The 25,541-nt window shown below is 63.0% G+C and carries 21 protein-coding genes and 1 other RNA gene; 19 read left to right on the forward strand and 3 right to left on the reverse strand.

Annotated features, from left to right (window positions below):
- Nucleotides 1-70: 70 nt before the first annotated feature.
- Nucleotides 71-442, reverse strand: coding sequence for a YraN family protein (locus ACYU03_RS05100; protein WP_461888545.1), 372 nt, complete (start codon nucleotides 440-442; stop codon nucleotides 71-73).
- A complete protein-coding gene (locus ACYU03_RS05105; protein ID WP_461888547.1) occupies nucleotides 442-2,256 on the reverse strand; it encodes a penicillin-binding protein activator in 1,815 nt (604 codons plus the stop codon). Before ACYU03_RS05105 ends, ACYU03_RS05100 begins: the two co-directional genes overlap by 1 nt.
- A gap of 188 nt (nucleotides 2,257-2,444) precedes the next feature.
- On the opposite strand from ACYU03_RS05105, the gene rsmI reads away from it, so the two are divergent.
- From rsmI to lpxC, 18 genes are all read left to right on the forward strand, one after another.
- The gene (gene rsmI, locus ACYU03_RS05110; protein WP_461888548.1) at nucleotides 2,445-3,320 is read left to right on the forward strand and encodes a 16S rRNA (cytidine(1402)-2'-O)-methyltransferase; all 876 of its coding nucleotides are present in this window, start codon (nucleotides 2,445-2,447) and stop codon (nucleotides 3,318-3,320) included.
- A gap of 67 nt (nucleotides 3,321-3,387) precedes the next feature.
- Nucleotides 3,388-3,747, forward strand: an RNA gene (gene rnpB, locus ACYU03_RS05115) — RNase P RNA component class A.
- A gap of 307 nt (nucleotides 3,748-4,054) precedes the next feature.
- A complete protein-coding gene (mraZ, locus tag ACYU03_RS05120; protein ID WP_461888549.1) occupies nucleotides 4,055-4,510 on the forward strand; it encodes a division/cell wall cluster transcriptional repressor MraZ in 456 nt (151 codons plus the stop codon).
- Nucleotides 4,507-5,454 (forward strand): 16S rRNA (cytosine(1402)-N(4))-methyltransferase RsmH, encoded by a 948-nt coding sequence (gene rsmH / locus ACYU03_RS05125; RefSeq protein ID WP_461888551.1) that lies wholly within the window; start codon nucleotides 4,507-4,509, stop codon nucleotides 5,452-5,454. The genes mraZ and rsmH overlap by 4 nt, the downstream gene beginning before the upstream one ends.
- A complete protein-coding gene (ftsL, locus tag ACYU03_RS05130) occupies nucleotides 5,451-5,744 on the forward strand; it encodes a cell division protein FtsL (protein ID WP_461888553.1) in 294 nt (97 codons plus the stop codon). The genes rsmH and ftsL overlap by 4 nt, the downstream gene beginning before the upstream one ends.
- Nucleotides 5,744-7,483, forward strand: a complete 1,740-nt coding sequence (locus tag ACYU03_RS05135) for a peptidoglycan D,D-transpeptidase FtsI family protein (RefSeq protein ID WP_461891393.1) — start codon at nucleotides 5,744-5,746, stop codon at nucleotides 7,481-7,483. Before ftsL ends, ACYU03_RS05135 begins: the two co-directional genes overlap by 1 nt.
- The gene (locus ACYU03_RS05140; protein WP_461888554.1) at nucleotides 7,483-8,946 is read left to right on the forward strand and encodes a UDP-N-acetylmuramoyl-L-alanyl-D-glutamate--2,6-diaminopimelate ligase; all 1,464 of its coding nucleotides are present in this window, start codon (nucleotides 7,483-7,485) and stop codon (nucleotides 8,944-8,946) included. The genes ACYU03_RS05135 and ACYU03_RS05140 overlap by 1 nt, the downstream gene beginning before the upstream one ends.
- Complete coding sequence (locus ACYU03_RS05145) at nucleotides 8,939-10,306, forward strand: UDP-N-acetylmuramoyl-tripeptide--D-alanyl-D-alanine ligase (RefSeq protein ID WP_461888556.1); 1,368 nt, start codon at nucleotides 8,939-8,941, stop codon at nucleotides 10,304-10,306. The genes ACYU03_RS05140 and ACYU03_RS05145 overlap by 8 nt, the downstream gene beginning before the upstream one ends.
- Nucleotides 10,306-11,388: a phospho-N-acetylmuramoyl-pentapeptide-transferase gene (gene mraY, locus ACYU03_RS05150; protein WP_461888558.1), complete on the forward strand. Its 1,083-nt coding sequence runs from the start codon at nucleotides 10,306-10,308 to the stop codon at nucleotides 11,386-11,388. The genes ACYU03_RS05145 and mraY overlap by 1 nt, the downstream gene beginning before the upstream one ends.
- A 6-nt stretch (nucleotides 11,389-11,394) precedes the next feature.
- The gene (murD, locus tag ACYU03_RS05155; RefSeq protein ID WP_461888560.1) at nucleotides 11,395-12,741 is read left to right on the forward strand and encodes a UDP-N-acetylmuramoyl-L-alanine--D-glutamate ligase; all 1,347 of its coding nucleotides are present in this window, start codon (nucleotides 11,395-11,397) and stop codon (nucleotides 12,739-12,741) included.
- A complete protein-coding gene (ftsW, locus tag ACYU03_RS05160) occupies nucleotides 12,738-13,952 on the forward strand; it encodes a putative lipid II flippase FtsW (protein WP_461888562.1) in 1,215 nt (404 codons plus the stop codon). Before murD ends, ftsW begins: the two co-directional genes overlap by 4 nt.
- The gene (murG, locus tag ACYU03_RS05165; protein ID WP_461888564.1) at nucleotides 13,942-15,021 is read left to right on the forward strand and encodes an undecaprenyldiphospho-muramoylpentapeptide beta-N-acetylglucosaminyltransferase; all 1,080 of its coding nucleotides are present in this window, start codon (nucleotides 13,942-13,944) and stop codon (nucleotides 15,019-15,021) included. The genes ftsW and murG overlap by 11 nt, the downstream gene beginning before the upstream one ends.
- Nucleotides 15,014-16,468, forward strand: coding sequence for a UDP-N-acetylmuramate--L-alanine ligase (gene murC / locus ACYU03_RS05170; protein WP_461888566.1), 1,455 nt, complete (start codon nucleotides 15,014-15,016; stop codon nucleotides 16,466-16,468). The genes murG and murC overlap by 8 nt, the downstream gene beginning before the upstream one ends.
- Nucleotides 16,468-17,424, forward strand: a complete 957-nt coding sequence (locus tag ACYU03_RS05175; RefSeq protein ID WP_461891395.1) for a D-alanine--D-alanine ligase — start codon at nucleotides 16,468-16,470, stop codon at nucleotides 17,422-17,424. Before murC ends, ACYU03_RS05175 begins: the two co-directional genes overlap by 1 nt.
- A 5-nt stretch (nucleotides 17,425-17,429) precedes the next feature.
- The gene (locus tag ACYU03_RS05180; protein WP_461888568.1) at nucleotides 17,430-18,299 is read left to right on the forward strand and encodes a cell division protein FtsQ/DivIB; all 870 of its coding nucleotides are present in this window, start codon (nucleotides 17,430-17,432) and stop codon (nucleotides 18,297-18,299) included.
- A gap of 14 nt (nucleotides 18,300-18,313) precedes the next feature.
- Entirely contained in the window at nucleotides 18,314-19,567 is a 1,254-nt protein-coding gene (ftsA, locus tag ACYU03_RS05185; RefSeq protein ID WP_461888569.1) for a cell division protein FtsA, read from the forward strand.
- A gap of 57 nt (nucleotides 19,568-19,624) precedes the next feature.
- Nucleotides 19,625-20,818, forward strand: a complete 1,194-nt coding sequence (gene ftsZ / locus ACYU03_RS05190; protein ID WP_461888571.1) for a cell division protein FtsZ — start codon at nucleotides 19,625-19,627, stop codon at nucleotides 20,816-20,818.
- 112 nt (nucleotides 20,819-20,930) lie between these two features.
- Entirely contained in the window at nucleotides 20,931-21,842 is a 912-nt protein-coding gene (lpxC, locus tag ACYU03_RS05195) for a UDP-3-O-acyl-N-acetylglucosamine deacetylase (protein ID WP_461888572.1), read from the forward strand.
- Nucleotides 21,843-21,925: 83 nt separating this feature from the next.
- Here lpxC and ACYU03_RS05200 read toward each other — a convergent pair whose 3' ends face one another.
- A complete protein-coding gene (locus tag ACYU03_RS05200; protein ID WP_461888574.1) occupies nucleotides 21,926-22,387 on the reverse strand; it encodes a DUF721 domain-containing protein in 462 nt (153 codons plus the stop codon).
- Between the two features lie 281 nt (nucleotides 22,388-22,668).
- Here ACYU03_RS05200 and secA point away from each other — a divergent pair, with 281 nt between their 5' ends.
- A complete protein-coding gene (gene secA, locus ACYU03_RS05205; protein ID WP_461888576.1) occupies nucleotides 22,669-25,416 on the forward strand; it encodes a preprotein translocase subunit SecA in 2,748 nt (915 codons plus the stop codon).
- Nucleotides 25,417-25,541: the final 125 nt, after the last annotated feature.

The following is a 25,541-nucleotide window of genomic DNA, read 5'->3' on the forward strand; positions in this document are numbered from 1 at the left end:
GGGCGGTGGCCGGCGCGACGCGCGGCAACAGGCCAGCCCGCGAAACATAGAGCAAAAAGGTTGAATGGGTTCAGCATTCGAAGGCGTTTTTCAGCCATTGAAGCGGTTGACCTGCGTGGCGGCTGCCCTGCAGGGCGACAACGTCGAAACGGCAGGGATGGTTGGCCCAGCGGGACTCCTTCTGCAGGAAAAGGTTGGCGGCAAGCACCAGTCGTTTCTGCTTGCGCCCGTCGATACTACCGAGGGCGCCACCGAAGTCCGCGTGCAACCGGTAGCGGACTTCGACGAATACTACTGTATCGCTGTCGAGCATGACCAGATCAAGCTCGCCGCCTTTGCATCGCCAGTTTTGCGTCAGCAGGCGCAGGCCTTGCTCTTGAAGGTATTCAAGGGCTTGCCTTTCGGCGGCCTGGCCAGCGCTCAAGGGCGATGTCTGGGGCATCAGCGTGGGGTGTCTGGCAGGCGCTTGACCTGGCCGCCGGTGAATTCGGCCCATGGCAGCTGGCGTTCGACGCGCTGACTGGTGTTCACGCTCAGGCTGCCGGACAGGCCTTCCACGCGGTTGTCAGGCAGGGCCTTGAGTTGACCCAGGCGTGGAGCCAGGCTGTAGGCATCGACACCCATGGCATACAGGCGGCCCAGGCTGCCGGCCGCTTGCGGCCATTGGCTGACCACCTGTTGGCGCAGGTTGTTGCTGCTGTCGAGCAGCCACGGTGTTTCGCAGAAGCGGATGCCGGTCATGTCGTTGTACTGGTTGACGTCACCGCTGGCACTGTACACGTTTGAGGTGGCGTAGACTGGCACGTCGCCGGCGTACTGGAAGTTCAGGGTCGGTTTGATCTGCTGCGCCTGCTGTGGGGTTGCGGCGAGGAAGATGAAATCGATGTCCTGGCGGCGCGAGGGCTGTGCCGCGACATTGCCGCCTACAGTGCTCTGCAGGCTCTTGGCGCGGCTTTCGCTTTGGCGCAGTTGGAACAGGTCGGCGATCTGTTGGGCGAGGGCGACCGGTTGGGCGATGTGCTCGGCGGCGAGCAGGGTGCCGCCGCGGGCTTCCCAGTCCTGGCGGAAGGCGCTCAGCACGCGATCACCCCATTCGCCACTGGGCACCAGGGCTACGGCGCGGACCATGCCGTCGGCATGCGCGCGTCGGGAGACTTCGCGGGCTTCGTCTTCGGCGGCGAGGCCGAACTGGAACAGCTGGGGTGGGGCTTTCTGGCCCGCGTCGGCATAGTTCAGGGCCAGGGTGGTGATCGGCAATTGTGGGTAAGCCGCGAGTTGCTTGACCAGGGGTTTGTCCAGCGGGCCTACCACCAGTTGCACACCGGCGGCCTCGGCCTGGCGATAGAAGTCATCCAGCGAGGTCAGGCGCGAGCTGTCGAAGACCTGTACGGCTGGTGCAGGCTGGCCAGCCTGCTGGGCTTGGAAATGGGCGGCCATGAAGCCGTCACGCAGGGCGCGGGCGACGCCAGCCAGCGGGCCCTCCTGCGGCAGCAGCAAGGCGATCTTAGTCAGTGGCTGGCTGGCCAGTTCCTTGAGCTTGACCAGTGGCAGCGGCAGTTGCACGGCAGCCGGGTGCTCGGGGTGCTGGTTGCGCCAGGCGTCGATGGCGTCCTGTTGTTGCTCCAGGGTGCCGGCGCTCTTCACTGCCAGGGCCAGGCTGACCCAGCCGGCCAGAGTGTCGTTGCCGGTGGGTTGCAGCTGTTCAGTTGGCAGGGAGGCTACCAGTGCCCAGATGGCGTCATTGTTGGCGCTGCTCGCCTGGTCGCTCAGCAGGGGCGCCAGGAGTACGCGTTGCTGGGCGGCGGCCAGGGCCTGGCCGTCGGCCTCGAGGGCGGCGGCGTGGACGTTGTAGGTGCGAGCCTGCTGTTCTTCCGGCAGCTCGCCCAGGCGGTCCAGGCTCGGGTGGGACAGGGCGCTCAGGGCCGCCTTGGGTTGGTTGCGGCTCATCGCCAGTTCGGCGGCCAGGGTACTGGCGAACACTTGCTGGGCGGGTTTGAGCGAATCCATCGGAACTTGCTCGAGAATGCGCGCGGCACGTGGGAAGTCCTTCTGCCGGTAGGCTTGGTCGGCGGCGCTCAGGCGCAGCAGCGCAGCGTCTTCCGCGTTCTTGCTGGAGGCTGCCTTTTCGAGCAATTGCTCGATGCTGGCGTCCGGTGTGCGTGGCAGTTCGCCCAGGCTGGATGAGGGCGAGCTGGCGCAGGCTGCCAGCAAGGCAGCGAGGCAGAGGGCTGTGAACAGCCGCAGGCAAGCGATCATGTAATTGTCCTGTTACTCGATCAAGTTGGCCGGCAATTGTACCCAAGCACTGGCCGGGGCGCGATCTTGCTGGCGCTAATCGTTCAATATAGGTCGTGTGGCCGGGCCTGCCGTTGCAAGATGGTTGCGCCTTGTTGCCAGTGCTCGGGCTACAATGGCGCCTTTGATCCGAAAGACAGGTGTGTTCAGTGACTGATGTTCCAGGTGCTTCGAAATCCACAGTGGGTAGGCTTTATGTCGTCGCCACGCCGATCGGCAACCTGGATGACATGAGTGCCAGGGCATTGAAAGTGCTGGGGGATGTAGCGCTGATCGCGGCCGAAGATACCCGTCACTCGATACGCCTGCTGCAGCACTTTGGCATCAATACGCCGTTGGCGGCGTGCCATGAGCACAACGAGCGTGACGAGGGTGGGCGCTTCCTCTCCCGCTTGCTGGCGGGGGAGGATGTGGCGTTGGTGTCTGATGCGGGGACGCCATTGATTTCCGATCCGGGCTACCACTTGGTGCGTCAGGCTCGTGCGGCAGGTATCGACGTTGTGCCGGTGCCGGGAGCCTGCGCCTTGATCGCCGCGCTTTCCGCGGCGGGCCTGCCGTCCGACCGTTTCATCTTCGAAGGTTTCCTGCCGGCCAAGGCGGCGGGGCGGCGCGCCCGCCTGGAGCAGGTCAAGGAAGAGCCGCGCACGCTGATTTTCTACGAGGCGCCGCATCGTATCCTTGAGTGTCTGGAGGATATGGAGGCGGTGTTTGGTGCGCAGCGGCCAGCCTTGCTGGCGCGTGAGCTGACCAAGACCTTCGAGACCCTCAAGGGCTTGCCCTTAAGTGAGTTGCGGAAGTTTGTCGCTGGCGACAGCAACCAGCAGCGCGGCGAATGCGTGGTGCTGGTGGCGGGCTGGGCAGCGCCGGAGGGCGAGCAGAGCGTCAGCAACGAGGCGCTGCGGGTGCTGGATCTGTTGTTGGCGGAGATGCCGCTCAAGCGGGCGGCGGCATTGGCTGCAGAAATTACCGGCGTGCGTAAGAACTTGCTTTATCAGGTAGCGTTGGAAAAACAGAAAGCCCAATAGTGGCTTAGTGATATTGTTTGCTTTATCACTTGTTCTCGGAGGCCGCTGCCGTTAACCTTGGCGGCGGAGAGTCGATTGGACAGTCGCTGCCTTCTTTTGTTCCGCAAAAGGAGGGGGAGGAAAGTCCGGGCTCCATAGGGCGGAGTGCCAGGTAATGCCTGGGGGGCGTGAGCCTACGGAAAGTGCCACAGAAAACAACCGCCTAAGCACTTCGGTGCCGGTAAGGGTGAAAAGGTGCGGTAAGAGCGCACCGCACGGCTGGCAACAGTCCGTGGCTAGGTAAACCCCACTCGGAGCAAGACCAAATAGGGTTCCATATGGCGCGGCCCGCGTTGGAACCGGGTAGGTTGCTAAAGGCGTCCAGTGATGGCCGTCGTAGAGGAATGACTGTCCTCGACAGAACCCGGCTTATAGATCGACTCTCCACCTCCTTTCCCTGCTTGAATCGATAGCAGATGCCTCTTCGTAATACCGAAAAAATCTTACTCTTAATAAATTACTTTAACTTCGCTCCCTATCTTGCTGAGTGAGTTTGCTTTTTCTCGTCAGAAATCCTCTCGTGTAGTCCTTTTCCCCTCATATGTGTCTCTAAATCTCCGTTCTGTAAGGGATTTCCTTATGAACGTGCCTTGACGGTGTGCGGGACGGATTCCTATAGTGTGCGCAAGTGGCAGAAAGTGGCATGAAGTGGGTTTTCTGGCACAAAAAAGCTAACATTGTGGGGAATCGCAGCCGTGTTTCGCGGAGCCAACGCCATCAGCCTCGATGCAAAGGGACGTCTCGCCATGCCGAGTCGGTACCGTGACGAGCTGGATTCGCGTTGCGCCGGTCAACTGATCGTGACCATTGATGCTGTCGATCCCTGCTTGTGCGTTTACCCGCTCGATGAGTGGGAGCAGATAGAAGCCAAGTTGCGCGCCTTGCCGTCGTTGCGTGAGGAAAACCGCCGCCTTCAGCGTTTGCTGATCGGCAATGCGGTGGACCTGGAGCTCGATGGCAGTGGGCGTTTCCTGGTACCGCCGCGTTTGCGTGAGTACGCCAAGCTCGACAAGAAGGCGATGTTGGTGGGGCAACTGAACAAATTTCAGCTGTGGGATGAGGATGCCTGGAACGTGGTTTCGGCAGCTGACCTTGCAGCTATTCAACAACCGGGCGCCATGCCCGACGACTTGCGTGATCTTATCCTGTGACAATAGATAGCGGCTTCAACCACATCACCGTGCTGCTCGACGAAGCTGTCGAGGCTCTGGCCGTGCGCGCCGATGGTTGCTATCTGGATGGCACCTTCGGGCGGGGTGGGCACAGCCGCCTGATTCTCAGCAAGCTGGGGCCGCAAGGGCGGCTGCTGGGGTTCGACAAGGATCCTCAGGCGATTGCCACCGGGCAAGCGCTGGCGGCCGAAGACGGCCGCTTTGTCATTGTGCAGCGCAGTTTTGCCGAAATGGGCCATGAGGTGGCCGAGCGCGGCCTGGACGGCAAGGTCAGCGGCATTTTGCTGGACCTAGGTGTGTCTTCGCCGCAACTGGATGATCCGGAACGAGGCTTCAGCTTCCTCAATGACGGCCCGCTGGATATGCGTATGGACCCAGCCCGTGGCGTCAGTGCCGCCGAGTTCATCGCCACGGCGCCGGAAGAAGAAATCGCCCGTGTCTTCAAGGAATATGGCGAGGAGCGCTTTGCCAAGCGCATGGCCCGCGCGGTTGTCCTGCGCCGAGAAACGCAGCCCTTCACCCGTACCGCTGATCTCGCGGAGGTGCTCAAGGTCGCCAATCCAGCCTGGGAAAAGGGCAAGAATCCTGCGACTCGCGCGTTCCAGGGGCTGCGCATCCATGTCAACAATGAACTGGGCGACCTCGAGGCTGGCCTCACGGCAGCGCTTGAGGCGCTGGAGGTGGGCGGGCGCCTGGTGGTGATCAGCTTCCACTCCCTGGAAGACCGCATCGTTAAACAGTTCATGCGCAAGCTGGTCAAGGGCGAGGCGGACAACCTGCCGCGCAACCTGCCGGTCCAGCACAAGGCCTTCGAACCGAAGATCCGCTTGCACGGCAAGGCGCAGTTCGCCTCCGAAGCCGAGCTCAAGGCCAACCCGCGGGCGCGCAGCGCCGTCATGCGGGTGGCGGAGAAGTTGCGGTGAGTCGGCTGTTAGCCAAACCTTTGCCAGGCGGAAGCTTCCTGATGCTTCTGCTGTTTGTGGGTGTGCTTGTCTCGGCGATTGCCGTGTCCTATAGCGCGCACTGGAACCGTCAGTTGCTCAATACCTTGTACGGTGAACTCAGCGATCGCGACAAGGCTCAGGCCGAGTGGGGCCGGCTGATCCTTGAGCAGAGCACCTGGACCGCCCACAGCCGTATCGAGACCCTGGCCAGCGAACAGCTGAAGATGCGTGTCCCGGCCGCTGACGAAGTGCGGATGGTGGCGCCATGATGAAGCTCGAAGGCGCACTCTACCCCTGGCGCTTCCGGGTGGTGATCGCCCTGTTGGCGCTGATGGTCGGCGCTATCTGCTGGCGCATCATCGATCTGCAGGTGATCGACCGCGACTTCCTCAAGGGGCAGGGCGATGCCCGTAGCCTTCGGCATATTCCGATTCCCGCGCACCGTGGCCTGATTACCGATCGTAATGGCGAGCCCCTGGCCGTTAGCACGCCGGTCACCACGCTGTGGGCCAACCCTAAGGAAATACAGGCTTACAAGGACCGCTGGAAGGAACTTGCCAGTGCACTTGGGCAGAACCCGCAACAGTTGGCCGAACGGCTGACGCAACAGGCCAACAAGGAATTCATCTACCTGGTTCGTGGCCTGACCCCGGAGCAGGGCCAGCAGGTGCTGGATCTGAAGATCCCGGGTGTCTACGGCTTGGAAGAATTCCGTCGGTTTTACCCGGCAGGGGATGTCACCGCGCACATGGTCGGCTTCACCGACCTCGATGACCACGGCCGCGAAGGGGTGGAGCTGGCCTACGATGAATGGTTGGCTGGGGTGCCCGGCAAGAGGCAAGTGATCAAGGACCGGCGCGGTCGGTTGATCAAGGATATCCAGGTGACCAAGAACGCCAAGGCCGGGAAGACCTTGGCGTTGTCGATAGACCTGCGCCTGCAGTACCTGGCCACTCGCGAACTGCGCAACGCCATCGCCGAGCAGGAAGCCAAGGCCGGCAGCCTGGTGATCATGGACGTCAAGACCGGCGAGGTCCTGGCCATGGTCAACCAGCCGACCTACAACCCCAACAACCGCCGTAGCATGTTCCCGGCGGCCATGCGCAACCGGGCGATCATCGACGTCTTCGAGCCAGGCTCCACGGTCAAGCCGCTGTCCATGAGCGCGGCACTGCAGAGCGGGCGCTGGAAGCCGACCGACAAGGTCGAGGTCTACCCCGGCAGCCTGCAGATCGGCCGCTACACCATCAAGGACGTGTCCCGGAGCGAAGGTCCGATCCTCGACCTGACTGGCATCTTGATCAACTCCAGTAACGTTGGCATGAGCAAGATCGCCTTCGACATCGGGGGCGAAGCCATCTACCGGGTCATGTCGCAACTGGGCCTGGGTCAATACACCGGTCTCGGCTTCCCGGGTGAGCGGGTCGGCAACCTGCCCAACCACCGTGAATGGCGCAAGGCCGAGACGGCGACCCTCTCCTATGGCTACGGCGTCTCTGTCACCGCGCTGCAGTTGGTGCACGCCTACGCGGCCCTGGCCAACGACGGCAAGATGGTCCCGCTGAGCATCCTCAAGGTCGACAAGGCGCCGGAGGCCACCCAGGTGGTGCCGAAGGAAACCGCCGAAACTATCCAGGGCATGCTGCAGCAGGTGATCGAAGCGCCGCGTGGCGTGTTCCGGGCTCAGGTGCCGTTCTATCACGTGGGCGGCAAGAGTGGTACGGCGCGCAAGGCCACCGTCGGCTCCAAGGGGTACACCGAAAACGCCTACCGCTCATTGTTTGCCGGTTTCGGCCCGATGAGCGATCCACGTTATGCCGTCGTCGTGGTCATCGACGAGCCGAGCAAGGGCGGTTACTTCGGTGGCCTGGTTTCGGCGCCCGTCTTCAGCAAAGTCATGTCCGGCACGCTGCGCCTGATGAACGTACCGCCGGACAACCTGCCGCCACCTGCACCTGCTGATCCACAACAAGTGAATGCCGCAGTCGCCAAGGGAGGGCGTGGTTGATGACAATGCCATTGAGCAAGCTGTTCGCCCATGCCAGCCGCGATCCATTGATCCGCGAGCTGACCTTGGATAGCCGCGTGGTGCGGCCGGGCGATCTGTTCCTGGCGGTTCCCGGCGCCAAGGTGGACGGCCGCACGCACATTGCCGATGCGCTGGCAAAGGGCGCGGCCGCCGTGGCCTATGAAGAGCAGGGTGCGACGGTGCTGCCGATCACCGATGTGCCGCTGATTCCGGTCAAGGGCCTGATCGGCCAGCTGTCCGACATCGCCGGCCGGTTCTATGGCGAGCCGAGCCGCCAGTTGGACCTGGTCGGTGTCACCGGCACCAACGGCAAGACCAGTGTCACCCAACTGCTGGCCCAGGCCCTGGATGCCCTCGGCCAGCGCTGTGGCCTGATCGGTACCTTGGGCACCGGTTTCTATGGCGAGCTGCAGAGCGGTCGCTTGACCACGCCAGACCCGGTCGCTGTGCAATCGACCCTCAATGACCTGAAGAAGTCTGGCGCCAAGGCCGTGGCCATGGAAGTGTCGTCCCATGCCTTGGATCAGGGCCGTGTCGCTGCCCTGGCTTTCGACATTGCGGTGATGACCAACCTGTCGCGTGACCACCTGGACTACCACGGCAGCATGGAGGCTTACGAGGCCGCCAAGGGCAGGCTGTTCGCCTGGCCGGACCTGCGCTGCCGGGTGGTCAACCTGGACGACGAGTTCGGCCTGCGTCTGGCCAGTGAGCACGCCGAGTCGCGGCTGATCAGCTACAGCCTGCAGGACCCGTTGGCCACGCTGTTCTGCAAGGAAGCCCATTTCGATGATGATGGCGTGCGTGCGGTCATCGTTACCCCTCAGGGCGAGCACGCCTTGCGCAGCCGCCTGCTGGGGCGCTTCAACCTGAGCAATATGCTTGCCGCCGTGGCTGCCCTGCTGGCGCTCGACTACCCGCTGGACGAGATCCTCAAGGTCACCCCGCAGTTGCAGGGGCCTGTAGGTCGCATGCAGCGCCTGGGAGGCGGCGACAAGCCGCTGGTGGTGGTCGATTACGCCCACACGCCGGACGCTTTCGAGAAAGTTCTCGAAGCGCTGCGCCCACATGCCCGTGGCCAACTGCTGTGCCTGTTCGGCTGTGGTGGTGACCGTGATCGCGGCAAACGTCCACTGATGGCCGAGGTGGCCGAGCGCCTGGCGGACCGGGTGCTGGTGACTGATGACAACCCGCGCAGCGAAGACCCGCAGCGCATTTTCGATGATATCCGTCCCGGCTTTGCCCGTGTCGAGACTGTCGAGTTCGTCGCCGGCCGTGGCCAGGCCATCGCCCATCTGATTGCCAGTTCCGGCGCCGACGATGTCATCGTCCTGGCTGGCAAGGGCCACGAGGATTACCAGGAAATCAACGGCGAGCGCCATGATTTCTCCGATCTTGTCGAAGCCGAGAAGGCCCTTGCAGCCTGGGAGGCTCCGCATGCTTAAGCCATTGTTACTCAGCCAGTTGGCCAGCCCTCTTCAGGGGCGCCTGGTCGGTGCCGATGCCAGCTTCGATGGTGTCAGCATCGACAGTCGTGCCATCGGTGCCGGGCAACTGTTCGTGGCCCTGGCCGGACCGCGTTTCGACGGCCACGACTACCTGGCGGACGTGAAAGCCAAGGGTGCTGTGGCCGCGTTGGTCGAGCGCGAAGTGACGGATGTCGACTTGCCGCAATTGGTGGTCGCTGACAGCCGCTTGGCGCTTGGTCAACTGGGCGCCCTCAACCGTGCCGCCTTCGACAAGCCGGTCGCGGCCATTACTGGCTCCAGTGGCAAGACCACGGTCAAGGAGATGCTTGCCTGCATCCTGCGCACCCGTGGCCCGGTCTTGGCTACCCGCGGCAATCTGAACAACGATCTCGGAGCGCCGCTGACCTTGCTGGAGCTGGCGCCCGAGCACAGTGCGGCGGTCATCGAGCTGGGCGCCTCTCGCATTGGCGAGATCGCCTACACCGTTGGCCTGACCAAGCCCCAGGTGGCCCTGATCAACAATGCCGGGACCGCGCACGTCGGTGAGTTCGGCGGGCCGGAGAAGATCGTCGAGGCCAAGGGTGAAATCCTCGAAGGCCTGGGCGAGGGGGGCGTGGCGATCCTTAACCTGGACGACAAGGCGTTCGCCACCTGGCAGAAGCGCGCGGGCCAGCACCGGGTGGTCAGCTTCGCATTGAACGATTCCCGGGCCGATTTTCATGCCAGCGACATTGGTCGTGACGAGCGCGGTTGCCCCTCGTTCATCCTGCACGGTCCGGATGGTTCGGTGGCGGTCCAGCTCAACCTGCTCGGCACCCATAACGTCAGCAATGCCCTGGCTGCCGCGGCAGCGGCTCATGTATTTGGCCTGACGCTCAATGGCATCGCCGCTGGCCTGGGTGCGGTGCAACCGGTCAAGGGCCGCACGGTGGCGCAGATCGCAGCGAACGGTGTGCGGGTGATCGACGACAGCTACAACGCAAACCCCACCTCCATGTGCGCCGCGATTGATATACTCGCCGGCTTTTCCGGGCGCACCGTTCTGGTGCTCGGGGATATCGGCGAACTGGGCCAATGGGCGCAAGAGGGCCACCGTCAGGTGGGCGATTACGCCCGTGGCAAGGTCGACGCCCTGTACGCGGTGGGGCCGAACATGCTCCACGCCGTTGAGGCATTCGGTCCCAATGGCCGACATTTCGCTACTCAGGCCGAGCTGATCGACGCTGTTCGCGACGAAGACGCCGGCGATACCACTATCTTGATCAAGGGCTCGCGCAGCGCTGCGATGGAAAACGTCGTGGCGACCTTGTGCGGTGCCAGCGGGGAGAAACATTAATGCTGCTGCTGTTGGCTGAGTATCTGCAACAGTTCCATAAAGGCTTCGCGGTCTTCCAGTACCTGTCCCTGCGCGGGATCCTCGGTGTACTGACCGCGCTGTCGCTGGCCCTGTGGCTGGGCCCATGGATGATCCGTACTCTGCAGATCCGCCAGATCGGTCAGGCCGTCCGTAACGACGGTCCGCAATCGCACCTGTCCAAGTCCGGCACCCCGACCATGGGGGGCGCCCTGATCCTTTCCGCCATCGGCGTCAGCACCCTGCTGTGGGCCGATCTGAGCAACCGCTACGTTTGGGTAGTGCTGGTGGTGACCCTGCTGTTCGGCGCCATTGGTTGGGTCGATGACTACCGCAAGGTGATCGAGAAGAACTCCCGAGGCCTGCCGAGCCGCTGGAAGTACTTCTGGCAGTCGGTGTTCGGTTTGGGCGCCGCGATCTTCTTGTACATGACCGCGCCGACCAGCGTCGAAACCACACTGATCGTGCCGATGCTCAAAGACGTCACCATCCCGTTGGGCGTTGGTTTCGTCGTACTGACCTACTTCGTCATCGTCGGCTCGAGCAACGCGGTCAACCTGACCGACGGCCTCGACGGCCTGGCGATCATGCCGACGGTCATGGTCGGCGGTGCCTTGGGCATCTTCTGCTACCTGTCGGGCAACGTGAAGTTCGCCGAGTACCTGCTGATCCCCTATGTGCCGGGTGCCGGTGAACTCATCGTGTTCTGCGGCGCCCTGATCGGTGCCGGCCTGGGCTTCCTGTGGTTCAACACCTATCCGGCCCAGGTGTTCATGGGCGATGTCGGCGCGCTGGCATTGGGTGCCGCGCTGGGCACCATCGCCGTGATCGTCCGCCAAGAAATCGTCCTGTTCATCATGGGCGGCGTATTCGTGATGGAGACCCTGTCGGTGGTGATCCAGGTGGCCTCCTTCAAGCTGACCGGCAAGCGTGTATTCCGCATGGCCCCGATCCATCACCACTTTGAACTCAAGGGTTGGCCCGAGCCTCGGGTGATCGTCCGTTTCTGGATCATCACCGTGATTCTTGTGCTGATCGGCCTTGCCACCCTGAAACTGAGGTAGACGAGCGTGTCACTGATCGCTTCTGACCACTTCCGCATCGTTGTCGGCCTCGGCAAGAGCGGCATGTCCCTGGTTCGCTTCCTGGCGAGCCGGGGCATTGCCTTTGCGGTCGCCGACACTCGCGAGCAGCCGCCGGAGCTGGCGACCCTGCGTCGCGACTACCCGCAGGTGGAAGTGCGCTGTGGCGAGCTGGATGTGGACTTTCTTTGCCGCGCTGACGAACTCTACGTGAGCCCTGGCCTGGCCTTGGCGACTCCGGCCCTGCAGCAGGCCGCCGCGCGCGGCGTACGCCTGTCGGGTGATATCGACCTGTTCGCCCGTCATGCCAAGGCGCCGATCGTGGCGATCAGCGGCTCCAACGCCAAGAGCACCGTGACCACCCTGGTGGGCGAGATGGCGGCCATGGCCGGCAAGCGCGTCGCCGTCGGCGGCAACCTTGGCACGCCGGCACTGGATATGCTGGATGATGCTGTCGAACTGTATGTCCTGGAGCTCTCCAGCTTCCAGTTGGAGACCACCGATCAGCTCAACGCCGAAGTGGCGACCGTGCTGAACATCAGTGAAGACCATATGGATCGCTACAGCGGTCTGCCGGCCTACCACCTGGCCAAGCACCGGATCTTCCGTGGCGCTCGCCAGGTGGTGGTGAACCGCCAGGACGCCCTGAGTCGCCCCTTGCCTGTCGAAGGGCGGGCGTGCTGGACCTTCGGTCTGAATGCCCCGGACTTCAAGGCCTTCGGTTTGCGTGAAGTGGATGGCGAGAAATACCTGACCTTCGAGTTCCAGCCGCTGATGCCAGTGCGTGAGTTGAAGGTGCGTGGTGCCCACAACCAGAGCAATGCCTTGGCTGCCCTGGCACTGGGGCATGCCGTTGGCCTGCCGTTCGATGCCATGCTCGAAAGCCTGCGCCGGTTCACCGGCCTGGCCCATCGCTGCCAGTGGGTCCGCGAGCGCAATGGCGTCAACTGGTACGACGATTCCAAAGCCACCAACGTTGGTGCTGCCCTGGCGGCAATCGAAGGGTTGGGCGCCGATATCGAAGGCAAGCTGCTGCTGATCGCCGGTGGCGATGGCAAGGGGGCCGACTTCAGTGCCCTGCGCGATCCGGTGACCAGCTACTGCCGCGCGGTGGTGCTGCTTGGCCGTGATGCCGAACGCCTGGCCGAGGCCTTGGGTGACAGCGTGCCACTGGTCCGGGTCAAGACCCTGGACGAGGCCGTCCAGCAATGCGCCGAACTGGCCCAGGTGGGCGATGCCGTGCTGCTGTCACCGGCGTGCGCCAGCCTGGACATGTTCAAGAACTTCGAAGAGCGTGGGCGCCTGTTCGCCCAGGCGGCGGGAGGGCTGGCATGATCTTCGGTATCATCAAGCCATATCCTTCGCCGCTGATCAGCGGCCGTGGTATCGACCTCGACTTTGCCTTCCTTGCAGGTTGCTTGGCGCTGCTCGGCCTGGGCCTGGTGATGATCACGTCGGCTTCCTCGGAAGTGGCGGCAGTGCAATCAGGCAATCCGCTGTACCACATGTTCCGCCATCTGGTGTACGTGTCCTTGGGCTTGCTCGCCTGCGGCGTGACCATGATGGTGCCGATCGCCATCTGGCAGCGCATGGGGTTCATGATGCTGGTCGGCGCCTTCGGCCTGCTGGTGTTGGTGCTGGTACCGGGCATCGGCCGTGAGGTGAACGGTTCGATGCGCTGGATCGGCTTCAGTTTCTTCAACGTCCAGCCTTCGGAAATCGCCAAAGTGTTCGTGGTCATCTACCTGGCTGGCTACCTTGTGCGGCGCCAGCAGGAAGTGCGCGAAAGCTGGATGGGCTTCTTCAAGCCGTTCATCGTGCTGTTGCCGATGGCAGGCCTGCTGTTGATGGAGCCGGACTTCGGTGCCACCGTCGTGATGATGGGCGCTGCGGCAGCAATGCTGTTCCTCGGCGGAGTCGGCTTGTTCCGCTTCAGCCTGATGGTGGCGCTGGCCGTGCTCGCGGTGTTCGTCCTGGTGCAGGCGCAGCCGTACCGGATGGCGCGCCTGATCACCTTCACCGACCCCTGGGCCGACCAGTTCGGCTCTGGCTACCAATTGACCCAGGCGCTGATCGCCTTCGGCCGTGGCGAATGGCTGGGCGTGGGCCTGGGCAACAGTGTGCAGAAGCAGTTCTACCTGCCCGAAGCGCATACCGACTTCGTGTTCTCGGTACTGGCCGAAGAGCTGGGTGTGGTCGGCTCGCTGGTCACCGTGGCGCTGTTCGTCTTCGTGACCGTGCGTGCCTTGTATATCGGCTTGTGGGCGGAGAAGGCCAAGCAATTCTTTGCCGCCTACATGGCGTTCGGCCTGGCCTTCCTGTGGATCGGCCAGTTCCTGATCAATATCGGCGTGAACGTCGGTCTGTTGCCGACCAAAGGCCTGACCTTGCCATTCCTCAGCTACGGCGGCAGTTCCCTGGTGATCTGCTGCGCCTGCGTGGGGTTGCTGCTGCGCATCGAGTGGGAGAGCCGAACGTACCTGGGCAGCGAAGAGCATGAATTCAACGAAAGCGATTTTGCCGAGGAGCCCCAACATGGCCGCTGACGGCAAGAACGTACTGATCATGGCTGGCGGCACCGGGGGCCACGTGTTCCCGGCCCTGGCCTGTGCCCGTGAGTTCCAGGCCCGTGGCTACAGCGTGCACTGGCTGGGTACGCCGCGGGGCATCGAGAACGAGTTGGTGCCCCAGGCTGGCCTGCCGCTGCACTTGATCCAGGTCAGCGGCCTGCGTGGCAAGGGCAAGCTGTCGCTACTCAAGGCGCCGTTCACCCTGGTCAAGGCCGTGCTGCAGGCGCGGCTGATCATTCGTCAGCTCAAGCCGGTCTGCGTGCTGGGCTTCGGCGGCTACGTGACTGGGCCGGGTGGGGTCGCCGCGCGCCTGTGCGGGGTGCCACTGGTGATCCACGAGCAGAACGCCCGCGCAGGTACCGCCAATCGGTTGCTGGTGCCGCTGGCGGGCCGAGTCTGCGAAGCTTTCCCCGACACCTTCGACGCCAGCGGCAAACGCCGCACTACCGGCAACCCGGTGCGCCCGGAGCTGTTCCTGGAACCGCAGCGCGCGCCGCTGGACGGTCGCCGCGCGCGCTTGCTGGTGCTCGGCGGCAGCCTGGGTGCCGAACCTCTGAACAAGCTGTTGCCCCAGGCCCTGGCCGAAGTTCCCGAGTCCCTGCGGCCCGAGGTGTTCCACCAGGCTGGCAAGCAGCATGCGCCGATCACCGCCGAGCGTTATCGCGAGGCCGGGGTGGAGGCTCAGGTAGAGCCCTTTATCAAAGACATGGCCCATGCCTATGGCTGGGCCGACCTGGTGGTGTGCCGGGCCGGCGCGCTGACCGTCAGCGAACTGGCGGCGGCGGGCCTGCCCTCGATGCTGGTGCCCTTGCCCCATGCCATCGACGATCACCAGACCCACAACGCCCATTATCTGGCACGCGAAGGCGCCGCCTTCCTGCTGCCACAAGCGACAACTGGCGCAGCGCAGCTCGCTGAACGCCTGAACGAGGTGCTGATGCAACCGCAAAAACTCAACACCATGGCCAGCACCGCCCGGCGCTTGGCTAAGCCTGCCGCAACAAGCACCGTGGTCGATATCTGCCTGGAGGTGGCCCATGGTTGAAAGCCAGAAAGCCATGCCTCATCCGGAAATGCGCCGTATTCGCCGCATTCACTTCGTCGGTATCGGCGGAGTCGGCATGTGCGGCATCGCCGAGGTACTGCTGAACCTGGGGTACCAGGTGTCCGGTTCCGACCTCAAGGCCTCTCCGGTCACCGAGCGCCTGGAGTCCTTCGGTGCCGAGATCTTCATCGGCCACCGTGCCGAGAACGCTGCCAGCGCCGATGTGCTGGTGGTGTCCAGCGCTGTCAACACGGCCAACCCGGAAGTCGCTACCGCGCTGGAGCGCCGTATTCCCGTGGTGCCACGTGCGGAGATGCTCGCCGAGCTGATGCGCTACCGTCACGGCATCGCCGTGGCCGGCACCCATGGCAAGACCACCACCACCAGCCTGCTGGCGTCGGTCTTCGCCGCTGGTGGCCTGGACCCGACCTTCGTCATTGGCGGGCGTCTGAATGCCGCCGGCACCAACGCCCAGCTCGGCACCAGTCGCTACCTGATCGCCGAAGCCGATGAGAGCGATGCCAGCTTCCTGCACCTGCAGCCGATGGTGGCCGTGGTCACCAACATCGACGCCGACCACATGGCGACCTACGAAGGCGACTTCAACAAACTGAAGAAGACCTTTGTCGAGTTCTTGCACAACCTGCCGTTCTACGGCTTGGCGGTGATGTGCCTGGACGACCCGGTGGTGCGCGAGATCCTGCCGCAGGTCAAGCGTCCAGCGGTCACCTATGGCTTCAGCGAAGAGGCCGACGTGCGCGCCATCAATGTGCGCCAGTCGGGTATGCAGACCCACTTCACCGTACTGCGCCGCGATCGCGAGCCGCTGGAGGTGTCGGTCAACATGCCGGGCAACCATAACGTGCTCAACGCCTTGGCCACCATTGCCATCGCCACCGACGAAGGCATCAGTGATGAAGCTATCGTCCAGGGTCTGTCGGGCTTCCAGGGGGTCGGCCGACGCTTCCAGGTCTATGGCGAACTGCCGGTGGACGGTGGCAGCGTGATGCTGGTCGACGACTATGGCCATCACCCGACCGAAGTGGCCGCGGTGATCAAGGCCGTACGCGGAGGCTGGCCGGAGCGGCGCTTGGTGATGGTCTACCAGCCGCACCGCTACAGCCGCACCCGCGACCTGTACGACGATTTCGTCCAGGTACTGGCCGATGCCAACGTGCTGCTGCTGATGGAGGTCTACCCGGCCGGCGAAGAGCCGATCCCCGGCGCTGACAGCCGCCAGCTGTGCCACAGCATCCGTCAGCGCGGCCAGTTGGACCCGATCTACATCGAGCGTGGCATCGAGCTGGCGCCGTTGGTCAAGCCGCTGTTGCGCGCTGGCGACATCCTGCTGTGCCAGGGCGCCGGCGATATCGGTGGCCTGGCTCCGCAACTGCTCAAGAGCCCGCTGTTCACCAGCGCCACCGTCAGCCAGGGGAAGTCGAAATGATGACTGAAGCCTATTCGACCCTGCGCTCGACCCTGGACCCGAAAGCCTTCGGCCGGGTCGCCGTGCTCTATGGCGGCAAGAGCGCCGAGCGGGAAGTGTCGCTCAAGTCTGGCGCCGCGGTGATCGAAGCACTGGCTGGTGCGGGCGTCGACGTGGTCGCCATCGATGTGGGCGATGACCTGCTCAGCCGCCTGCAGAGCGAGAAGATCGATCGTGCCTTCATCATCCTCCATGGCCGTGGCGGTGAAGACGGCAGCATGCAGGGTCTTCTGGAGTGCCTGGGCATTCCTTACACCGGCAGCGGCATCCTTGCCTCGGCACTGGCCATGGACAAGCTGCGCACCAAGCAGGTGTGGCAGAGCCTGGGTATTCCGACTCCGCATCATGCTGTGTTGACCAGTGAAGCCGATTGTATTTCCGCTGGCGCGGAACTGGGCTTCCCTTTGATCGTCAAACCGGCCCATGAAGGTTCCAGTATCGGTATGGCCAAGGTGAACAGCGTGCAAGAGCTGGTCACTGCATGGAAGGAAGCTGCCACTTACGATTCCCAGGTCCTGGTCGAGCAATGGATTCGCGGCCCGGAGTTCACCATCGCCACGTTGCGTGGTCAGGTCCTGCCGCCGATCGCCCTGGGGACGCCCCACGCGTTCTACGACTACGACGCCAAGTACTTGGCCACCGATACCCAGTACCGCATCCCGTGCGGCCTGGACAGCGCCAAGGAACAGGAACTGATCGAACTGACCGCCCGCGCCTGCGATGCCATCGGCATCGAAGGCTGGGGCCGTTTGGACGTGATGCAGGACGAGCAGGGCCGTTTCTGGCCGCTCGAAGTCAACACCGCACCCGGCATGACTGACCATAGCCTGGTGCCCATGGCGGCGCGCGCGGCCGGCCTGGACTTCCAGCAATTGGTGCTGGCGATCCTGGCGGCCAGTGTCGAGACGCGAGGTTAAGAGCCATGCAAGGCGCGATGTTACGTCATCAGCAACCCGCCACCGGCCGTAGCAAGCCGGTGCCGCGTGGTGCCAGCCGTCTGGTGGCCAAGGAGCCACTTTCGGCGCGCCTGCCCAAGGCCAACTTCAGCGCGCTCAAGCGTCTGCTCTGGCCGGTCTTGCTGGTGGCTGCCGGTTTCGGGGCATACGAGGGCGCCCAGCGCCTAATGCCCTATGCCGACCGGCCGATCACCAAGATCGCCGTGCAAGGCGACCTCAGCTACATCAGCCAGAAGGCCGTGCAACAGCGTATCGCGCCCTATGTGGCGGCAAGCTTCTTCACCGTCGACCTGAGCGCCATGCGTGCGGAGCTGGAGCAGATGCCGTGGATCGCCCACGCCGAGGTACGCCGGGTCTGGCCGGACGAGGTGGTGATCCGCCTGGAAGAACAGTTGCCGGTGGCGCGCTGGGGAGACGAAGCCTTGCTCAACAACCAGGGCGAGGCCTTCACTCCGCGCGAGCTGGCCAACTACGAGCACCTGCCGCAGCTGTTCGGGCCGCAGCGGGCGCAGCAGAAAGTCATGCAGCAATATCAGGTATTGAGCCAGATGCTGCGCCCCCTGGGGTTTTCCATCGCCCGCCTGGAGCTGCGCGAGCGAGGCAGTTGGTTCCTGACCACCGGCGCCGGCAGTGCCGGGCCGGGTATCGAACTGCTGCTGGGGCGTGACCATCTGGTGGAGAAGATGCGCCGCTTCATTGCCATTTACGACAAGACACTCAAAGAGCAGATCACCAATATCGCCCGCATCGATCTGCGTTACGCCAACGGCCTGGCCGTTGGCTGGCGGGAACCGATTGCACCGACGACGGCCCAACCCGCCGTTGCGAAGAATTAGAGAGAGGCAGGACCATGGCAAATGCGCATAGCGGCAAAATGATCGTCGGGCTGGACATCGGCACCTCCAAGGTGGTGGCGCTGGTGGGAGAGGTCGGTGAGGACGGCACCCTTGAGATCGTGGGTATCGGCACCCATCCGTCCCGCGGCCTGAAGAAAGGCGTGGTGGTGAACATCGAGTCGACCGTGCAGTCGATCCAGCGCGCTGTGGAAGAGGCGCAACTGATGGCTGGCTGCCGTATCCACTCGGCCTTTGTCGGCGTGGCCGGCAACCATATCCGCAGCCTGAACTCCCACGGCATCGTCGCCATCCGCGACCGTGAGGTCAGCACCGCCGACCTCGAGCGCGTGCTCGACGCCGCCCAGGCCGTGGCCATCCCAGCTGACCAGCGAGTCCTGCACACCCTGCCGCAGGACTACGTGATCGACAATCAGGAAGGGGTGCGCGAGCCCCTGGGAATGTCCGGCGTGCGCCTGGAGGCCAAGGTTCACGTGGTCACCTGCGCGGTGAATGCGGCGCAGAACATCGAGAAGTGCGTGCGCCGCTGTGGCCTGGAGATCGACGACATCATCCTCGAACAGCTGGCCTCGGCCTACTCGGTGCTGACCGATGATGAAAAGGAACTGGGCGTGTGCCTGGTGGACATCGGTGGCGGCACCACCGACATCGCCATCTTCACCGAGGGGGCCATCCGCCATACGGCGGTGATTCCGATCGCCGGTGACCAGGTGACCAATGACATCGCCATGGCCCTGCGCACTCCGACCCAGTATGCCGAAGAAATCAAGATCCGCTACGCCTGCGCCCTGGCCAAGCTGGCGGGTGCCGGCGAGACCATCAAGGTGCCGAGCGTCGGCGACCGGCCACCGCGCGAGCTGTCGCGCCAGGCCCTGGCCGAGGTGGTGGAGCCGCGTTACGACGAACTCTTCACCCTGATCCAGGCCGAGCTGCGTCGCAGCGGCTACGAGGATCTGGTGCCAGCGGGCATCGTCCTGACCGGTGGCACTTCGAAGATGGAAGGTGCGGTGGAACTGGCCGAAGAGATCTTCCACATGCCGGTACGCCTAGGCGTACCACACAACGTTCGGGGGCTGAGCGACGTAGTGCGCAACCCGATCTATTCCACCGGCGTGGGCCTGCTTACCTATGGCCTGCAGAAGCAGTCCGATGGCCTGGTCCTGCCCGGAAACAGCAGCAACAGCTATGGCGATGAACCGAAGGCTCCAGTGCTTGAGCGATTCAAGCGCTGGGTCCAGGGCAACTTCTAAGTTTCAAAGCAGTAGTGGTAGGCGCAAAAAAACTAGAGAACTGTAAGGAGAGGGAAAATGTTCGAGCTCGTAGACAACGTCCCGCAAAGTCCGGTCATCAAAGTGATCGGTGTCGGTGGTGGTGGTGGTAACGCCGTCAACCACATGGTCAAGAGCAACATCGAAGGCGTCGAATTCATCTGCGCCAACACCGATGCCCAGGCGCTGAAGAATATCGGCGCGCGCACCATCCTGCAGTTGGGTACCGGTGTGACCAAGGGCCTGGGTGCCGGTGCCAATCCGGAGGTCGGTCGTCAGGCCGCGCTGGAAGACCGTGAGCGCATCGCTGAGGTGCTGCAGGGCACCAACATGGTGTTCATCACCACTGGGATGGGTGGCGGTACCGGTACCGGTGCGGCACCGATCATCGCCGAAGTGGCCAAGGAAATGGGTATCCTCACCGTTGCGGTGGTGACCCGTCCGTTCCCGTTCGAGGGCCGCAAGCGCATGCAGATCGCCGATGAAGGCATCCGCGCGCTGGCTGACAGCGTCGACTCGCTGATCACCATCCCGAACGAGAAGCTGCTGACCATCCTGGGCAAGGATGCCAGCCTGCTGTCCGCTTTCGCCAAGGCTGACGACGTGTTGGCGGGTGCCGTTCGCGGTATTTCCGACATCATCAAGCGTCCAGGCATGATCAACGTCGACTTCGCCGACGTACGCACCGTGATGAGCGAGATGGGCATGGCGATGATGGGTACTGGCTGCGCCAGCGGCCCGAACCGCGCTCGCGAAGCCACCGAAGCGGCGATCCGCAATCCGCTGCTCGAAGACGTCAACCTGCAGGGCGCGCGCGGCATCCTGGTGAACATCACCGCCGGTCCCGACCTGTCCCTGGGCGAGTACTCCGACGTGGGCAGCATCATCGAAGCCTTCGCCTCCGACCACGCCATGGTCAAGGTCGGCACCGTGATCGATCCGGACATGCGTGACGAGTTGCACGTGACCGTCGTGGCCACCGGCCTGGGCGCGCGCATCGAGAAGCCGGTCAAGGTGGTCGACAATACCCTGCAGACCGCTGCTGCCTATGAGGCGTCCGCCCCAGCCCCGGCTCGTCCGGAGCAGCCTGCCGTCAATTACCGTGACCTGGAGCGTCCAACGGTAATGCGTAACCAGGCTCATGCAGGTGCCGCGGCAGCCGCTAAACTCAACCCACAGGATGACCTGGACTACTTGGACATCCCGGCTTTCCTGCGTCGTCAGGCTGATTAATGAAATTTATCAGGGGTATAAGGGTGATTGGTGTTCAGCAAAGGCCGGGTCTGTTATCATCCCCAGCCTTTGTTGATACCAGTTCGCAACTTGCGCTGAAGCGGCCAATGCCATGATTAGACAACGCACCCTGAAGAATACTATCCGTGCCACAGGTGTCGGCCTGCACTCCGGGGAAAAGGTTTACCTGACCCTCAAACCCGCGCCTGTGGATACCGGCATCGTCTTTTGCCGCGCCGACCTCGACCCAGTGGTGCAGATTCCTGCCCGTGCGGAAAACGTTGGCGAGACAACCATGTCGACGACGCTGGTCAACGGCGACGTCAAGGTCGATACGGTGGAGCACCTGCTCTCGGCCATGGCTGGCCTGGGCATCGATAACGCCTACGTCGAGCTCTCCGCGTCGGAAGTCCCGATCATGGACGGTAGCGCAGGGCCCTTTGTATTCCTGATTCAGTCTGCCGGCCTGGAAGAGCAGGACGCAGCCAAGAAGTTCATCCGCATCCTGCGCGAAGTGACAGTGGAAGACGGCGACAAGCGCGCCACTTTCCTGCCTTTCGACGGGTTCAAGGTGAGCTTCGAGATCGACTTCGATCATCCGGTGTTCCGTAACCGGACCCAGAGCGCCAGCGTGGACTTTTCCAGCACCTCGTTCGTGAAGGAAGTCAGCCGCGCCCGGACTTTCGGCTTCATGAGCGATATCGAGTACCTGCGCAAGCATAACCTCGCACTCGGCGGCAGCGTGGAAAACGCCATCGTGGTCGACACGGACGGCGTGCTCAACGAAGACGGTCTTCGTTACGAAGACGAATTCGTCAAGCACAAGATCCTCGACGCCATTGGCGACCTCTACCTGCTGGGCAACAGCCTGATCGGCGAATTCCGCGGCTTCAAGTCGGGGCATGCGCTGAACAACCAGCTGCTGCGCAAGCTGATCGAGGAAAAAGACGCCTGGGAAGTGGTTACTTTCGAAGATGCCAGCACGGCACCGATCTCTTACATGCGTCCGGTCGCGGCCGTGTAAGTTCGAACACTCTCTAGTTCATTGAGGCCACCTTCGGGTGGCCTTTTTTATTTGCGGTATCGGTTGCACTGCGGCTACAGGTTTTAGCGTTCGCCATTACCCTGCGCATGCCTGGCCAGCCGCTCCAGCGCCGCGCGCAGCTTTGGATCGCTGATACCCTCGGCGGTCGACTGGATGCTTTCGGCCGCCTGGCTGGACAGTTCCGTGGCGGGCCCTTGTGGGCGGGTGTGGGTGGTCGATGGCTGCACCTTGAACAGGATACGCTGCAGGCCCATGAACGCCTCCATGCCTTGCAACTGGCGCAGCAGGCGTTTTTGCTGGTAACGCAGGCGGGTGGCCCAGTGCCCATCCGTGACCACCAGCAGCAAGGTACCTTCGCGCCAGGACGCCACATGGCAGTGCTCGCGGGCGGCCGGCTGCAACTGGCTTTCCAGCAGGCGTTGCAGGTGCGACAGACGCTGGGCCTGGTTGAGCAGGACCTTCAGAGGCCTGGCTTCACGCAACAGGGACGCGGGCAGACGGGCGGGCGAGGGGGTATACGCCATGGAGGGACACCGGAGGTTACAGGGCCACTATCTTAACAGATCCATCCCTGTCGGCCCGGACGAATGGATCAGGTGAAACTCGCCGTTTTGACGCCTTGAAGTTGGCGAAAAAGCCCTTATGTTAGAAAAGCCCCACCAAAGCGCTGTGCCAGCATCGTGGAAATCCACCACTTTCCTCACCATCGTTTCCGGGTAGAATGCTCGTTCGCATGCGGCCTCAGGGCTGCACGGGCGACTCACGGGGCCGCCCTCCATCCCTACGTGTGGAAGATCCTGCCGATATGTTTGCGCCTTTGTTAAAAAAACTTTTTGGAAGCAAGAACGAGCGTGAAGTCAAACGCATGCTCAAGACGGTAAACATCGTCAATGCCTTCGAAGAGCAGATGGTGGCCCTCTCCGACGAGCAACTGCGGGGCAAGACCGCAGAGTTCAAAGAGCGCCTGGCCAAAGGCGAGACCCTCGACCAGCTCCTGCCCGAAGCCTTCGCGGTCGCCCGCGAGGCCGGCAAGCGCGTCATGGGCATGCGTCACTTCGATGTGCAGCTGATCGGCGGCATGACCCTGCATGAGGGCATGATCGCAGAAATGCGCACGGGTGAAGGCAAGACCTTGGTCGCAACCTTGGCCGTATACCTCAATGCTCTTTCCGGCAAGGGCGTGCACGTGGTCACGGTGAACGACTACCTGGCCCGCCGGGACGCCAACTGGATGCGTCCGCTGTATGAGTTCCTCGGCCTGACCGTGGGTGTGGTCACGCCCTTCCAGCCACCGGAAGAGAAGCGCGCCGCCTACGCCGCCGACATCACCTACGGCACCAACAACGAATTCGGTTTCGACTACCTGCGCGACAACATGGCGTTCAGCCTGGACGAGAAGTTCCAGCGTGAACTGAACTTCGCCGTGATCGACGAAGTCGACTCCATCCTCATCGATGAAGCCCGTACCCCACTGATCATCTCCGGCCAGGCCGAGGACAGCTCCAAGCTGTACATCGAGATCAATCGTCTGATCCCCCGCCTGAATCAGCACATCGAGGAAGTCGAAGGCCAGACGACCCGGGTGATCAAGGAAGGTCACTACGTTATCGACGAGAAGAGCCGCCAGGTCGAACTCAACGAGGCCGGCCATCAGTTCATCGAAGAGATGCTCACCCAGTCTGGCCTGCTGGCCGAGGGCGAGAGCCTCTACTCGGCGCACAACCTGGGCCTGCTGACCCACGTCTATGCCGCCCTGCGTGCGCACAAGCTATTCCACCGCAACGTCGAATACATCGTCCAGGACGGGCAAGTCCTGCTGATCGATGAGCACACCGGCCGCACCATGCCGGGCCGTCGCCTGTCCGAGGGCCTGCACCAGGCCATCGAGGCCAAGGAAAACCTGAATATCCAGGCCGAGAGCCAGACCCTGGCCTCGACCACCTTCCAGAACTACTTCCGCCTCTACGCCAAGCTGTCCGGCATGACCGGTACCGCCGACACCGAGGCGTTCGAGTTCGCCCAGATCTACCAGCTCAACGTGATGGTCATTCCGCCGAACAAACCGTTGGCGCGTAAAGACTTCAACGACCTGGTCTACCTGACCGCTGACGAGAAGTACGCGGCGATCATCGCCGATATCAAGGAAAGCATGGCCCAAGGCCGTCCGGTCCTGGTTGGTACGGCGACCATCGAGACTTCCGAGCACATGTCAAACCTGCTCAAGAAGGAAGGTATCGACCACAAGGTCCTGAACGCCAAGTACCACGAGAAGGAAGCCGAGATCATCGCCCAGGCGGGTCGCCCAGGCGCCCTGACCATCGCCACCAACATGGCGGGCCGTGGTACCGACATCTTGCTCGGCGGCAACTGGGAAGTCGAAGTCGCCGCCATGGACAATCCGACCGACGAGCAAGTCGCGCAGATCAAGGCCGACTGGCAGAAGCGTCACCAGCAGGTCATCGAGTCGGGCGGCCTGCACGTCATCGCTTCCGAGCGCCATGAATCCCGCCGCATCGACAACCAACTGCGTGGCCGTTCCGGCCGTCAGGGCGACCCGGGTTCGAGCCGCTTCTACCTGTCGCTGGAAGACAGCCTGATGCGCATCTTCGCCTCCGACCGGGTGAAGAACTTCATGAAGGCCCTGGGGATGCAGTCCGGAGAGGCCATCGAGCATCGCATGGTCACCAACGCCATCGAAAAGGCCCAGCGCAAGGTCGAAGGTCGCAACTTCGATATCCGCAAGCAGTTGCTGGAGTTCGACGACGTCGCCAACGAGCAGCGCAAGGTGATCTACCACATGCGCAACAGCCTGCTGGCCGCGCAGAACATCGGCGACACCATCAAGGACTTCCGCCAGGAGGTCCTCGACGCCACCATCAGTCAACACATCCCGCCACAGTCGCTGCCTGAGCAGTGGGACGTGCCGGGCCTGGAAGCGGCCCTGGCCAGCGATTTTGCCGTGAAGCTGCCGATCCAGCAGTGGCTGGACGAAGACGACAAGCTCTACGAAGAAACCCTGCGCGAGAAGCTGCTCAACGAGCTGGTCACCGCCTACAACGAGAAGGAAGACCAGGCCGGCGAAGAGGCCCTGCGCACCTTCGAGAAGCAGATACTGCTGCGTGTTCTGGACGACCTGTGGAAAGACCACTTGTCGACCATGGACCACCTGCGTCACGGTATCCACCTGCGTGGCTACGCGCAGAAGAACCCGAAGCAGGAGTACAAGCGCGAATCCTTCACCCTGTTCCAGGAGCTGCTCGACTCGATCAAGCGCGACACCATTCGCGTGCTCTCGCACGTTCAGGTGCGTCGCGAGGATCCAGCCGAGGAAGAAGCCCGTCTGCGTCGCGAAGCCGAGGAACTGGCGCGCCGCATGCAGTTCCAGCACGCCGAGGCCCCAGGCCTGGAGGGTGCTGCGCAGCCGCAGGAAGCAGGTGCCGATGTGGCCGTGGCCACTGCGCCAGTGCGCAATGAGCAGAAGTTGGGCCGCAACGAGCCGTGCTGGTGTGGCTCGGGCAAGAAGTTCAAGCATTGCCACGGACAGATCGACTGATCAGGTCTGCCGTACGTCACGCTGACAACTGAACACCGCGCCGCGACGGGTTTCGACCTTCGCGGCGTTGTTCCATCTCAAGCACCGTCATAGCCTGTGCGGTGTATTTTTTCTAGGAGCGCTTT

It is taken from the genome of Pseudomonas sp. X10 (genome assembly GCF_054889225.1).